Here is a 12,940-nt window from a genome sequence, read left to right on the forward strand (position 1 = left end):
CGCCCGCTCCCGATAATCGACCCATGGTCCGTTCCACCCAACAACTACACGCCCCACGCGAGCCCGCGCCCCTGCGCCCGGCCGCCACGGTGCTGCTGCTGCGCGACAGCGCCGCCGGCATCGAAGTGCTCATGACCCGCCGCTCCGCCACCGCCAGCTTCGCGCCCGGCGCGTACGTGTTTCCCGGCGGACACATCGACGAAGCCGACGAGGCCGCCAAGCGCATCGCCACGCGCCGCCCCACGCAGAGCCGCGTGCAGCGCACGCAGGCCATCGCGGCCATCCGCGAGGCCTTCGAGGAGCTGGGCATCCTGCTCGCGCACCGCCAGGCCGACGGCCAGCCCGTGAGCGCCAGCGAGGTCGCCTCGATGGACCGCAACGCCACAGCCGGCACCGCCTTCGCCGACCAGTGCGCCGCGCGCGGCCTGGTGCTCGACACCGATCGCGTCTTCACCTTCGCGCACTGGATGACCGACCGCGACCTGCCCCGTCGCTTCGACGTGCCCTTCCTCGTCGCGCGCATGCCCGAGGGACAGGTGCCCAAGGCCGACGAGAGCGAGCAGTTCGAGCCCTGCTGGGTGCGCCCCGCCGACGCGCTCGCGCGCCACGAGGCCGGCAGCTTCTTCATGATCTTCCCGACCGTGCGCACGCTGCAGCGCATGGCCACCTACGCCACCGTCGACGCCCTGCTCGCGGCCTGCGCCAGCGAGGTGCCCCTGTGGACCAGCTGCCCGCGCGCCGGCCTGCTCAAGGGGGAGGACGCGCGCTACATGGAGCACGAGTCGCCCTATGGCGAACTCGCGCTGGTGTGCCCCGACGGCCAGGTGCTGCATGCGCTCGACTGGCAGAGCGAAACCCCGGTGCCGCTGCTGAGGAACGTGATGCGCCTGACCGCGCCCAACGCCAGCATCATGACCGGCCCCGGCACCAACAGCTACATCGTGGGCGACGCGGCCACCGGCTACATCGTGATCGACCCGGGCCCGAACGACTTCGACCACATCGGCCGGCTGTGGCGCGCCACGCATGGCGACATCCGCATGATCGTCTGCACCCACTCGCATGCCGACCACTCGCCGGGCGCGGCGCCGCTGCAGGCGCTGTGCACGAAGGGCGGCAAGCCGCCGATCCTCGGGCTGGCCTCGAAGCCGACGGCACGCTCCACCGCGCGCTTCACGCCGGAGCGCGAGCTGGAAGACGGCGAGCGCCTGGTGCTCTCGGGCACCACGGAAGCCGGCGAGGCCGTCACGCACACGCTGCGCGTGATCCACACACCGGGTCATGCGGCCAACCACCTGTGCCTGGTGCTGGAGGAAGACGGCCTGCTCTTCTCGGGCGACCACATCCTCAACGGCAGCACCACGGTGATCGACCCGCCCGACGGCGACATGAGCGCGTACCTCGATTCGCTGGACGCGCTCGACAAGGCCTGCGAGGCCGGCGGCATCGAGTTCATCCTGCCCGCGCACGGCTACGTGATCGGCTTCGCGCGCACCGCCATCGGCATGCTGAAGGCGCACCGCCTGAAGCGCGAGGCCAAGATCGCCGCCGCGATGCAGAAGCTGCCCGAGGGCACTCCCGAGCAATGGCTGCCGCTGGCCTACGACGACGTGCCCGAGCGGATGTGGCCGGTGGCGGCGCGCTCGCTGGCCGCGCACGTGGCGCGCATCCGCCAGCTGGCCGCGCACGGATGAGCGCAATGGCCAACACGGCGCCCGTCGACAGCGAAGGCATCCGCCTGGCCAAGCGCGTGGCCGCGCAGGCAGGCGTGTCACGGCGCGATGCGGAACTGCTGATAGAGAACGGCGCGGTGCGCGTCGACGGTGTGCAGCAGACGCTGCCGCAGTCGCGCGTGCTGCCGCACCAGCGGGTGGAGATCGATGCCGGCGTGAAGCCGCAGCCTGTGGAGCCCGTCACGTTGCTGCTGTACAAGCCTGCGGGCATGCCCATCGACACCGCGCACGAGCTGCTCGTTGCCGCCAACCACCACGAACCCGAGCGCGCCGGGCGGCGTTTCCTGCCGGCGCATGCGAGGGGGCAGCGGTGCATGACGCCGCTCGAAGCCGGCGCGAGCGGGCTGGTGGCGTACACGCAGGAATGGCGCGTGGAGCGCAAGCTGCACGAAGACGCCGCCTTCCTCGAGCACGAGGTGATGGTCGACGTGGCCGGCGCAGTGAGCCCCGAGGCGCTCGCGCGGCTCGAACGCTCGCCCGCGCGCGTGAGCATCGGACGGCAGACCGCCGAACAGACAGGACTGCGCTTCGCGCTCAAGGGCGAGCGGCCCGGGCAGATCGCGCACATCTGCGACGGCGCGGACCTGCGGATCCTGGCGATGCGGCGCATCCGCATCGGCCGCGTGCAGCTGGCGGGGCTGCAGCCCGGGCAGTGGCGCTACCTTGCACCCCACGAACGCTTCTGACGACAACAGCAAGAACACAGAAGAGAAGACAAGAAGAGAACCGTCGAGAGAGAGAAGACAGAGGACGACAACGACGATGCACCGCATGTTCGCGGCCCGCAATTTCCAGACCGCGGCCTCCAGGGGCCGCAAGCCTCAGGGAGAGACTGAGTCATGAAGTTCGCAACACCGGGCACTGCCCTGGCCTGCACCGTGCCGCTGGCGCTGGCCACGGGCTGCTCGATCATCACGCCACCGCCGCCTCCGGCGCCGCCCGCTCCACCGCCGGCGATCGTCTCGAAGGACGGCCTCGCGCCCATCACCGACGAGCAGGTCGAGCGCATCCGCGAGGCCATTGCGAGCAAGCCGCCCAGCCCCGCGGTGGGCAAGGTGGTGCGCAGCGCCTCGCCGACCATCGAGTCTTTCGTGCGCACCGAGGGCTGCATCACCGCGCGCAATGGCGCGGTGCTCAACCCCTTCGCCGCGCCCGGGCGCCTGTTCGACGGCAGCGGCTTCCAGGGCGGGCCGATGTCGGAGATGCAGTACCACGACAAGACCGCGTGCGTGACCGTGAAGCGCATCCAGAACTGGAAGATGGTCTCGCCGAAGCTGCTGCGCTTCGAGGTGGTCTACGTGGGCGACGACGGCGAGGAGCGCGCCGTCAAGCGCCACGAGCTGATGCGCCAGCCCAAGGGCGGGTGGCTGTTCACGCGCTGAGCTTTGCTGCGGCGGCTACCCGCTTCTGCGTGCGCAGCGCGACCGCGAACGACAGCTGCGCCACGATGCCCGCGCCCGCGAGCACGATGGCCGATGCCAGCGCCGGGTTCGCGTGCCCCATGCCCGCGAGCGCGGTGCACAGCGCGCCCACCGCCATCTGCGTGAAGCCGTAGAGGCCCGAGGCCGAGCCGATGACCTGCGGGTTGACGCTGATCGCCTGCGTGAGCGCGGGCGGCGAGGCCATGCCCACGCCGACGGTGAAGAGGAACATGCACGCGACGATCAGCGGCACCGAGAGATGCTCGGTGAGCGCCGCGCCGAGCAGCACGAAGGCCGCCACCACGCTCAGCGCGTTGGAGCGGGTCATGAGGCGGTCGACGCGCACGCGCGAGATCAGGTGGCTGGTGAGGAAGCTGCCGAGCCACACGCCCGACACCAGGATCGCGAGGTAGATGCCCGCCTCGTGCGCCGGCCGGTGCAGCTGGTCGACGAAGATGAAAGGCGCCGAGGCGATGAAGGCGTACATCGAGGTGGTGGCGCAGCCGCCGCCGATCGAGAAGCCCAGGAAGGCTGGCGATGCCAGCAGCTTGCGGTAGTTGCGTCCGAGCTCGCGCGCGTTCACGGCGGCGCCGGGCGCGCCGGTCTCGGGCAACAGGCGCCAGGTGAAGAGGAAGCCGACCACGCCAAGGCCGAAGAGCGCATAGAAGATCGAGCGCCAGCCCAGCGCGGTGGCGAGCGCCCCGCCGACCAGCGGCGCAAGGCTGGGGCCGACGGTGACCATCAGGTTCATCAGCGCGAGGCGGCGCGTGGCCTCCTGCGGCTCGGCCGTGTCCCGCACGATGCTGCGCCCCAGCACGAGGCCGGCGCAGCCCCCCACCGCCTGGAACAGCCGCGCCGCGATGAGCGAATGCACCTCGGGCGCGAGCGCCGCGGCAAGGCCCGCCACGCAGTAGATGCCAAGCCCGCCCAGCAGCACCGGCCGCCGCCCGAAGCGGTCGGCCAGAGGGCCGTACACCAGTTGGCCCAGCGCGAGGCCGAGGATGTAGAGGCTCACCGTCATCTGCATCTGCCCGATGCCGGCGCCCAGGCCTTTCGCCGCGATGGGCAGCGCGGGCACGAAGATGTGCATGGCCAGCGTGCCGCTGAAGGTGACCAGCGCGAGCAGCCACAGCGGCGCGTGCGGACGACGCTGCTGCGGCTGCGCGGATGCGGCGGTCGGCGTCATTGCCCGGGGTTGGCCGGCGCAGCGCCCTGCGCGAGATGGGCGTCGTCGGGTTCCCACCCACCGCCCAGCGCCATGAACAGCACCACCTGGTCGTCGGCCAGCTGCGCCTCGCTGGCGGCAAGCGCGGCTTCGCTGGCGGCCAGCGAGCGTTCGGCGTCGAGCGCGTCGAGGTAGCCGGTGCGGCCGTTCTGGTAGAGCTGGCGCGCCTGCGCGGCGACTTTGGCGCTCTCGTCGCGAGAGGCCTGCAGCGCAGCGCGGCGGTCGAGCTCGCGTGCGTAGGTGGCGAGCGCGGTCTCGGTTTCGCGCAGCGCGGTGAGCACGGTACCGTCGAACTTCGCGAGTGCGGCGCGCGTGCCGGCCTCGGCCTGCGCGATGCGCGACTGCGCCACGCCGGTGTTCGGAATGGTCCAGGAGATCAGCGGACCGAGGCTCCAGGCGAAGGTGTCCTTGCGGCCGAAATCGTCGGCATGGCCTGCGGAAGAGCCCGAGAGGCCCAGCGTGACCTTCGGATAGAGCTCCGCAGTCGCCACGCCGATGCGTGCGGTCGATGCGGCCAGGCTGCGTTCGGCCTGGCGGATGTCGGGCCGGCGGCGCAGCAGCGCGGCGCCGTCGCCAACGGGCAGCACGCCGGCCACGCGCGGCGGCACGGTGCAGTCGGCCACCTCGCGCGGGAAGTCCTGCGGCAGCGCGCCGGTGAGCGTGGCGAGGCGATACAGCGCGCCCTGGCGCTCGGCCTTCAGCGGCGGCAGCGCGGCGTTGAGCTGCTGCAGCTGCGCGCGTGCGCGGTTCGCGTCGATGGCGCCGGCGCGGCCCGCGTGCTGCAGGCGGTCGGTGACGTTGACGGCGTCCTGCTGCAGCGCGACGGACTTCTGCGCGATCTGCAGCCGCAGGCCGGTGGAGCAGGCTTCGGCATACGCGCGCGCAGTGCCTGCCGCCACGTTCACGCGCACCAGGTCGAGCGCGGCTTCGGCGGCCTGCGTGCTGGCCTGCGAGGCCTCGATGGCGCGGCGGATCTGGCCGAACAGGTCGACCTGGTAGGAGAGCGACGCGCCCGCGCTGTAGTTGAAGGTGCTCGGCGGCTCGTAGCCCTTCTGCAGCAGCGACAGGCCCGAGACGTGGCCGAACGAGGGGCCGCCGTTCACGCCGATGGTGGGGTACTTGGCGCCGGCGGTCTCGTCCTCGATGGCGCGCTCGCGCTCGAGGTTCGCGACGGCCTGGCGCAGGTCGGTGTTGTGCGCGAGGGCCTGCTCGACCAGCTTGTCGAGCAGCGGGTCGTGGTACAGGCGCCACCAGTGCGCGGGCAGCGGCGCGGCATTCGCGGGCGCCTCGGCGAAGGGCTTGCCCGCCGCGGGCTGGCTGGCCAGCGCCTCGGGCGGCTGCTTGTAGTCGGGGCCGACCGCCGCGCAGGCCGCGAGCGCGGCGGCGGCGGCCAGCGATGCGATGCGGAAAGCGAAGCTGGTCATGTCGTTCATCCCTTCTGTGGCGTGGAAGCCGTTGCCGCCGTCTTCTGCACGGGCTTGTTCTCCAGCACCTGCACCGTGACCGTCTGGCCCGCGACGAGGCGCGCGCCCTGCGGCAGCGGATCGAGCTTGACGCGCACCGGAATGCGCTGCGCGAGCCGCACCCAGTTGAAGGTCGGGTTCACGCTGGGCAGCAGGTTGGCGCTGGTGGAGCGGTCGTGGTCGGCGATGCCGGCGGCCACGCTCTCTACCGAGCCTTCGAGCACGGCGCCGCCGCCCATGGGCGTGACGCGCACGCGGTCGCCGAGGTGGATGCGCGGCAGCTTCGTCTCTTCGAAATAGCCTTCGACGTAGAACGACTGCGCATCGACCAGCGCGAGCACCGGCCGGCCCGCCGCGGCATAGCTGCCCTGGCGCAGGTCGAGGTTGGTGACCAGGCCGTCGGCCGGCGCGCGCACCTGGGCGCGCTGAAGGTTGAGGCGTGCCGAGTCGAGCGCCACTTCGGCCTGGGCGACCGCGGCCTGCATCTGCTCGACGCGCGAGCGGGTCTGTTCGCGCGACTCCTTCGACACCAGCTCGTCGAGGCCGGCATTGCGCGCGTTCTCGCGCTGGGCCTGCGCGCTCACGGCACGCTGCGCGGCGAGCGCGGCCTGCGCCTGGCGCACGGCGAGGTCGTAGCGCGCACGGTCCACCTCGAAGAGCAGCGTGCCGGCGGCGACCGGCTGGTTGTCGTGGATGGGCACCGCCGTGACAAGGCCCGACACGTCGGGCGCGATCTGCACGACGTTGGCGCGCACGCGGCCGTCGCGAGTCCACGGCGCGAGTTCGTAGTGGTCCCACAGGCGCAGGCCGGCCCACACGGCGGCGGCCACCACGGCCAGGGTGATGAGGATGCGGCCCAGGCGCTGGGCCCACGGATTGCTGTCGGTTGGAGTTCGGGCGGCTTTCATTGGAATCTCGTTGTTGTCATTGAAGGTAGGCGCTGGCGCGGCTGAGCGCATAGAGCAGCAGCAGGTAGAGCGCCATGTCGAAGAGGGCTGGATGCCACACCCAGCGGTAGGCGCCGGTGGCCGCGAGCAGGCGGCGCACGCCCCACAGCACGAGCAGTGCCGCGAGCGCGAGCACCATGATCCAGGGCAGGTACAGGCCGTAGAAGCTGGCTTCGCCGATCATGCGGAAGCTCCTTGCGAAGTGAGGGACGTGCTCGCGAGCGAGGGCGGCGCATCGGGAAAGAGATTTCGGCGCAGGCCCACCAGTGCGGTGACGGCCGAGCGCGAGGCGGAAGAAGACGCGCTGTCCGCTGCGTTCGCGCTGTCGCGCGCATCGAGCACGGCGCCGAGCGCTTCATCGATCTGCGGCAGTAGCCCTGGAGGGCGCGGGTTCATGCGGCCCTCCGCACGCTGGCGGAAGAAGCCCGAGATGCCACCCAGCAGCGCGGCCGAAGTGGCCAGCGGCAGCTGGCCGCGCACGCGCTGCAGCACGGCGATGTCGGCGCCCATGCGCAGGTCGCGCAGCGCGTCGTTGGCCGCCACGCCCTCGACGGTGCCGCCGGCCTGCGCGATGCGCGGCGCGAGCAGGCCGATGCGGTCGAGCATGCGCACCGCATAGGCGTCGCTCTGCGCGTACTGCGGCTGCGAAGACGCGGCCATGTCGCCCAGCTCGCGCCAGGTGGCGCGCTGGATGCGCCGCGCGCTCCAGTCGGCGCCCACCGAGCGCACGAGACGCGTGACGCGCGCCGCGACGACCACGCCGACGATCTGGCCGATCATGCTGTTGAGAAAGCTCACCAGGTCGGAGCTGGCCGTGTCGTGCATCGCCAGCGTGCCGCACACGCCGAAGATCAGCGCCATCGCGGCCATGAAGTGCGTGGGGCGCGGCAGGTAGAAGCCCAGCAGCAGGAAGAGCGGCGCGCAGATGAGCACCAGCATGCCGAAGTCCTGCACCGTGGGCATGAGCACCAGCACGTAGACGGCCGAGATCGGGATCGACCACAGCGTCCACTTCAGGAAGCCGTGGATCGCCGGCACGGGGTCGTCCATCGTCGCGAAGAAGCAGCAGAAGACGGCGGCCATCATGGTCGCGGCCGAGCCCATGGGCCAGCCGGTGAGGATCCAGAAGGCGCCGCACAGGCAGATGGCGATGACGGCGGCCAGTGCCGACAGCAGCGCCATGCCGTAGTCGCGGTGCAGCACGCGGCTGCCGAGCGCGGCCGTGCGGCGCAGCGGCGCGGCGCCCTTCAGGCCTTCGTCGATGTCCTGGCGCAGCTGGGCGCAGGCGGTCCAGCCGTCGACTAGCTCTTCGAGGCGGCCTGCGAGGCCGATGCGAAGGGCGCGGCTCCAGCGGGTCTGCGGCTGTGCCTCGGGCGGCGTGGCGCCCAGAACCTCGATGGCACGGCGCAGCTCCTGCAGGCGCACGGCGCGGGCCGTCGCGTCGCCGGAGGCATCGGCCTCCTCGCGCAGCCACTGCGCGGCCTTGGCAAGCACGGCGGCCACGTCGGGCGCGATGGCGCCTTCGGCCTGCTCCAGCGCCAGCAGGCGGTCTTCGACGGCCGAGAGCGCCGGCGTGAGCGCGGCGACGCGGTCCTGCATCGCACGGATGGCGCCGGCCGTCCAGCGCAGGTGCGTGGTGTCGAAGGGAACGTGGGTGGAGAGCAGGCGCAGCTGCGTGATGTCGCCGGCGAGGCGGCGGCGGTCGTCGTCGAGGCGCCAGGGCTCGGCGCTGCCGCGGCCGGCGGGCTGGAAGAGATCGCCCAGCCACTTGCGCGCGTCCTGCAGCGTGCGGTCGAGCAGGCCCAGCACGGTCGGCGCCAGCCCCGCGGGCAGCACGAGGCTGTGGACGAGCGTGGCGCAGAAGATGCCCAGGCCGATCTCTTCGACGCGCGCCACGGCGGTGTCGAACAGCGCGAGCGGCGTCTGCACCGATGGGAAGCCGATCAGCGCCGCCGTGTAGCCCGCGAGCATGAAGACGTAGGAGCGCGGCGTACGGTCGAAGAGCGAGATGCACAGGCACAGCCCCACCCACAGCGCGAGCACCAGCGTGAGCAGCTCGGGCGCGTTGGACAGCGCCGGCACCAGCAGCACGGTGGCGGTACTGCCGATGAGCGTGCCGAGGAAACGGTAGACCGCCTTGGAGCGCACCGCGCCGGCCAGCGGATGGGCGACGACGTAGGTGGTCATCAGCGCCCAGAACGGGCGCGGCAGGCCGGCGCGGCTGGCGAGATACATCGCGAGCATGGCGGCGGCAAAGCTCTTGCTGGAAAAGAGGATCTCCGCGCGGCTGAAGCGCGGCAGGCTGAATGCGGCCATGGGACTACCCGCGCCCTTCCTGCGACGGCGGCGGCGGCAGGCTCTGCACGGCGCGAACGCCCATGCGCTCCTCGAGCACCGCGAACACCCGCAGGCAGGCCGCAACGTCCTCGTCGGACACGCCCTCGAACAGCGACACCCGCATCAGCGCCAGCGCCGCCTCGATGGGCTCGCAGACGGCCTTGCCGGCCTCGGTGAGGTGCAGGGTCTTGGCGCGCCGGTCGGCCGGGTCTTCGCGGCGCTCGACCAGGCCGGCTTCCACCAGCTGGTCGACCGAGCGGACCAGCGACGGCCCCTCGATCCCCAGCGCCTCGGCCAGCACGCCCTGGCGCACGTCGCCGTTCATGCGTCCGAGCATCACGATCGGATAGGCCAGCGTCTGCGACACGCCCACATGCGCCACCGCCTTGTCCGCCACGGCGCGATAGCCGCGCTGCAGCACCGCCAGCGAGGTGCCGATGCGCATCAGCGCCTGTTCGCGCGTCGGTCGGGGGGTGGAGGGGGTGGTCAAGGTAGCCACCTATTAATTAGCATGCTATCGATTATACGGGTAACTACCAATGCCTGCACGCGGCAAGGCTCGCGCCCGCCTTCGGTCAGGGCCGAAGGGCGCGGAAAAACGCAAAGGGGAGAAAAGAAGAAAAATGTGAAGCCCGCCGATAAGCCGGATTCTGTGCACCGCAGGCCCCTTGCGGAACCCGCGGCGTGACCGCCATTACTCTGGGCCGCCTGTCACCAGACGGCTCGATGCCACCTACCCGCCAGCTCAGCGGAACCACCTCGATACTGGCCTACTTGGTGTTGCTGCGCGCAGAGATTGCCCGTTTCACCCGAACTGAATCGGCTCGTCTCTGTTGCTCTGATCCTCACCTCACGGTGGAGAGTCGTTAACTCCTGCGCTGTCCTGTGCAGTCCGGACGTTCCTCCAGTGCGGCCTTTCGGCACTTGCACCAGCGGCGGTCTGGCGTGCTTCACGGGGTGGATTATCGCCCGGCGCGCAGGAGGGCATCGCCGGCCGCGCATCGCAGGCAGGTCTCACAATGCATTCCGTCCGTCCGACAAACGCATCGACCCAAGGAGATTGCATCCATGAAGGCCCAGAACATCCTCCAGACCATCGGCAATACGCCGCACATCCGCATCAACCGCCTGTTCGGCAATGCGAAGCAGCAGGTGTGGATCAAGTCCGAGCGCGCCAACCCCGGCGGCTCGATCAAGGACCGCATCGCGCTAGCGATGGTAGAAGACGCCGAGAAGAGCGGCGCGCTCAAGCCCGGCGGCACCATCGTCGAGCCCACTTCGGGCAACACCGGCATCGGCCTGGCGATGGTGGCGGCCGTCAAGGGCTACAAGCTGATCCTGGTGATGCCCGACAGCATGTCTGTGGAGCGCCGCCGCCTGATGCTGGCCTACGGCGCCACCTTCGACCTCACGCCGCGCGCCAACGGCATGAAGGGCTCCATCGCCCGCGCCGAGGAAATCGTGGCCGGCACGCCCGGCGCATGGATGCCGCAGCAGTTCAACAACCCCGCCAACATCGACGTGCACGTGCGCACCACGGCCGAGGAGATCGCCGCCGACTTCCCCGACGGCATCGACGTGCTGATCACCGGCGTGGGCACCGGCGGCCACATCACGGGCGTGGCGAAGGTGCTGAAGAAGAAGTGGCCGAAGCTGCAGGTGTTCGCGGTGGAGCCGGTGGCCTCGCCGGTCATCTCGGGCGGCCAGCCTTCGCCGCACCCGATCCAGGGCATCGGCGCGGGCTTCATCCCGAAGAACCTCGACACCTCGCTGCTCGACGGCGTGCTGCAGGTGGACGCGGAACCCGCCCGCGAAATGGCCCGCCGCTGCGCTCGCGAGGAAGGCATCCTGGTCGGCATCTCCTCGGGCGCCACGCTCGCGGCCATCGCGCAGAAGCTGCCGTCGCTCGCGCCCGACGCGGTGGTGCTGGGCTTCAACTACGACACCGGCGAGCGCTATCTGTCCGTAGAAGGCTTCCTGCCGGCCTGAACTGGTTCACCCCCAGGCTGCGCGCACTTCGGGTCGCTGCGCCAACCCCCTTCCGGGGGCAACACCTGCGGCCCGGCAAAGCCGGTTCCGCGGTGTTCCACGAACAGCAAAGCTAAAATGGCCGCCTGCTTGATAGTCACAAGCCCCACGCCATGCTGAGAATCTCCGAACTCAAACTCCCGCTCGACCACGCGCCAGAGGCGCTGGCCGCACTGATCGCCAGGACGCTCGGCGTCCCCGTCGAAGCGATCGTCTCCCACAACGTCTACAAGCGCAGCTTCGACGCCCGCAAGGTCGACCTGCTCACCGTCTACATCTGCGACGTGCAGCTCGCGGACGCGAAGCTCGAAGCCGCCCTGCTCGCGAAGCACGCGGGCCATCCGCACATCCAGAGCGCGCCTGACATGCGCTATGTGCCGCCGGCCAGCGCACCTGAAAGCCTGCAGACGCGGCCCGTGGTGATCGGCTTCGGCCCCTGCGGCATCTTCGCGGCGCTGATGCTCGCGAAGATGGGCTTTCGGCCCATCGTGCTCGAACGCGGCAAGACCGTGCGCCAGCGCACCCGCGACACCTGGGGCCTGTGGCGCAGGAGCGAGCTCAACCCCGAGTCGAACGTGCAGTTCGGCGAAGGCGGCGCCGGCACCTTCTCCGACGGCAAGCTCTACAGCCAGATCAAGGACCCGCGCTTCCTCGGCCGCAAGGTGATGGAAGAGTTCGTGAAGGCCGGCGCACCGCCCGAGATCCTCTACGTCGCGCATCCGCACATCGGCACCTTCAAGCTGGTGAAGGTGGTGGAGAACATCCGCGAGCAGATCGTGGCGCTGGGCGGCGAGATCCGCTTCGAGCAGCGCGTGACCGACGTGCACATCGAGGACGGCCACCTTCGAGGGCTCACCGTGCTCGACCAGTCCACCGGCCAGAGCAGCGAGCTGCGCGCCGACCACGTGGTGATGGCGCTGGGCCACAGCTCGCGCGACACCTTCGCGATGCTGCATGCGCGCGGCGTGCACATCGAGGCCAAGCCCTTTTCCATCGGCTTCCGCGTGGAGCATCCGCAGGGCCTCATCGACCGCGCACGCTGGGGCCGGCATGCGGGCCATCCACTGCTGGGTGCGGCCGACTACAAGCTGGTGCACCACGCGAGCAACGGCCGCTCGGTCTACAGCTTCTGCATGTGCCCGGGCGGCACCGTGGTCGCGGCCACCAGCGAGCCGGGCCGCGTGGTCACCAACGGCATGAGCCAGTACTCGCGCAACGAGCGCAACGCCAATGCGGGCATCGTGGTGGGCATCGACCCGCGCGATTTCCCGGGATGGGAATCCAATTCCCCCGGCGACGCGCTCGCCGGCATCGCGCTGCAGCGCGAACTGGAAAGCAACGCCTTCGTGCTCGGCGGCGGCGACTACCGCGCCCCCGGCCAGCTGGTGGGCGACTTCATCGCCGGCAAGCCTTCCACCGCGCTCGGCAGCGTGACCCCCTCGTACAAGCCGGGCGTGACGCCCACCGACCTGCACAAGGCCCTGCCCGCCTACGCCATCGAGGCGATGCGAGAGGCGTTCCCCGCCTTCGGCCGCAAGATCAAGGGCTTCGACACCCACGACGCGGTGCTCACCGGCGTCGAGACGCGCACTTCGTCGCCCATCAAGATCACGCGCGGCGACGACTTCCAGAGCCTCAACGTGCGCGGCCTGTACCCCGCGGGCGAAGGCGCGAGCTATGCCGGCGGCATCCTGTCGGCCGGCGTGGACGGCATCAAGGTGGCCGAGGCCGTGGCACGCAGCCTGGTGACCGAGACGGAGCGCGAACGCACCGCGAGCGTCTGATG

General features: G+C 70.7%; 11 protein-coding genes and 1 other RNA gene. 5 read left to right on the top strand and 7 right to left on the bottom strand.

Going from position 1 to position 12,940, the window contains the following annotated elements; translation table 11 throughout:
* The first annotated feature begins 23 nt into the window (after positions 1-23).
* From G369_RS0133070 to G369_RS0133080, 3 genes are all read left to right on the top strand, one after another.
* Positions 24-1,694, top strand: coding sequence for an MBL fold metallo-hydrolase (locus G369_RS0133070; RefSeq protein ID WP_019658361.1), 1,671 nt, complete (start codon positions 24-26; stop codon positions 1,692-1,694).
* 5 nt (positions 1,695-1,699) lie between these two features.
* On the top strand, positions 1,700-2,419 hold the full coding sequence (locus tag G369_RS0133075) for an RNA pseudouridine synthase (protein WP_019658362.1): 720 nt from the start codon (positions 1,700-1,702) through the stop codon (positions 2,417-2,419).
* A 153-nt stretch (positions 2,420-2,572) separates the two neighbouring features.
* Entirely contained in the window at positions 2,573-3,115 is a 543-nt protein-coding gene (locus G369_RS0133080) for a hypothetical protein (RefSeq protein WP_019658363.1), read from the top strand.
* Here the strand turns inward: G369_RS0133080 and G369_RS0133085 are convergent.
* From G369_RS0133085 to rnpB, 7 genes are all read right to left on the bottom strand, one after another.
* Positions 3,105-4,340: a multidrug effflux MFS transporter gene (locus G369_RS0133085; RefSeq protein WP_019658364.1), complete on the bottom strand. Its 1,236-nt coding sequence runs from the start codon at positions 4,338-4,340 to the stop codon at positions 3,105-3,107. The genes G369_RS0133080 and G369_RS0133085 overlap by 11 nt on opposite strands.
* Positions 4,337-5,812 carry an efflux transporter outer membrane subunit gene (locus G369_RS0133090; RefSeq protein WP_019658365.1) on the bottom strand — a complete coding sequence of 492 codons (1,476 nt, stop codon included), beginning with the start codon at positions 5,810-5,812 and terminating at the stop codon, positions 4,337-4,339. The genes G369_RS0133085 and G369_RS0133090 overlap by 4 nt, the downstream gene beginning before the upstream one ends.
* Entirely contained in the window at positions 5,809-6,750 is a 942-nt protein-coding gene (locus G369_RS0133095; RefSeq protein ID WP_019658366.1) for an efflux RND transporter periplasmic adaptor subunit, read from the bottom strand. Before G369_RS0133095 ends, G369_RS0133090 begins: the two co-directional genes overlap by 4 nt.
* Positions 6,751-6,766: 16 nt before the next feature.
* Entirely contained in the window at positions 6,767-6,973 is a 207-nt protein-coding gene (locus G369_RS0133100; RefSeq protein ID WP_019658367.1) for a DUF1656 domain-containing protein, read from the bottom strand.
* On the bottom strand, positions 6,970-9,105 hold the full coding sequence (locus G369_RS0133105) for an FUSC family protein (RefSeq protein ID WP_019658368.1): 2,136 nt from the start codon (positions 9,103-9,105) through the stop codon (positions 6,970-6,972). The genes G369_RS0133100 and G369_RS0133105 overlap by 4 nt, the downstream gene beginning before the upstream one ends.
* A 4-nt stretch (positions 9,106-9,109) precedes the next feature.
* Positions 9,110-9,571 (bottom strand): MarR family winged helix-turn-helix transcriptional regulator, encoded by a 462-nt coding sequence (locus tag G369_RS0133110; RefSeq protein ID WP_020723432.1) that lies wholly within the window; start codon positions 9,569-9,571, stop codon positions 9,110-9,112.
* A gap of 178 nt (positions 9,572-9,749) precedes the next feature.
* An RNA gene (gene rnpB, locus G369_RS37290) (RNase P RNA component class A) lies at positions 9,750-10,078 on the bottom strand.
* A 116-nt stretch (positions 10,079-10,194) separates the two neighbouring features.
* Between rnpB and cysK the strand changes: the two genes are divergently transcribed.
* The gene (gene cysK, locus G369_RS0133115; protein ID WP_019658370.1) at positions 10,195-11,115 is read left to right on the top strand and encodes a cysteine synthase A; all 921 of its coding nucleotides are present in this window, start codon (positions 10,195-10,197) and stop codon (positions 11,113-11,115) included.
* 152 nt (positions 11,116-11,267) lie between these two features.
* The gene (locus G369_RS0133120; protein ID WP_019658371.1) at positions 11,268-12,938 is read left to right on the top strand and encodes an NAD(P)/FAD-dependent oxidoreductase; all 1,671 of its coding nucleotides are present in this window, start codon (positions 11,268-11,270) and stop codon (positions 12,936-12,938) included.
* The last annotated feature ends 2 nt before the right edge of the window (positions 12,939-12,940 follow it).

It is taken from the genome of Variovorax atrisoli 110B (assembly GCF_000382045.1).
Classification (GTDB): Bacteria; Pseudomonadota; Gammaproteobacteria; order Burkholderiales; family Burkholderiaceae_C; genus Variovorax; species Variovorax atrisoli.